The sequence below is a fragment of the Roseisolibacter sp. H3M3-2 genome (assembly GCF_029211165.1).
Lineage (GTDB): Bacteria > Gemmatimonadota > Gemmatimonadetes > Gemmatimonadales > Gemmatimonadaceae > Roseisolibacter.
Genome location: NZ_JARGEK010000790.1, coordinates 1 through 570, shown reverse-complemented (window position 1 = coordinate 570; position 570 = coordinate 1). Strand labels below are relative to the sequence as shown.

The window sequence follows — 570 nt, the reverse complement described above, 5'->3', positions numbered from 1 at the left end:
CGAGCGTCGGTGCGCCGGCGCTCCCGTTCGCCGACGCGGCGCGCGGCGCCCCGGTCGCGCAGGCGGCCGACGCCTCCGCCGACCTGACGGGCGACGCCGTCGCCGACGCCGGCACGGCGCTGCTGACGGCCGGCGCGTCGAGCTTCGAGTCGGTGGCGCACGCCTCGCGCGTGCTCGGCGCGGCGCAGCGCGACTACCAGCGCGCGGCCGCGTACCTCGCCGAGCACGACCCGTCGGCGACGGTGGGGAGCCCCGAGGTGCTGCAGGCGCGCCTCGCCGCGCTCGACGAGGTGATGCCGCGGGTGCGCGAGGCGCTGAGCGTGGCGCCCGCCGACCCGGTGCTCAACCAGGTGTACCTGACGACCTACGACGTGCGCGAGTCGACGCTGCGGCAGCTCGGCCGCACGCTGCCGGTGGGCGCGCGCGTGAACGGCTACTGACGCAACCCGAGCAGACGATCGACGACGTGACGAGAGGAGTGGCGATGATGCGGGACCGCGGACGGATCGGGACGGCGCGTACGCGCGCGGCGGCGCGGGCGGCCCCGCGGGCGCCGCGCTCGCGGCGGCG

Annotated in this window: 1 protein-coding gene; it reads left to right on the top strand. The window is 78.6% G+C overall.

Features of this window, described 5'->3' with window-relative positions:
• Nucleotides 1–440, top strand: a 440-nt coding sequence (locus PYV61_RS26420) for a hypothetical protein (protein ID WP_275836872.1), incomplete at its 5' end; no start/stop codon positions are given.
• Nucleotides 441–570 lie beyond the last annotated feature (130 nt).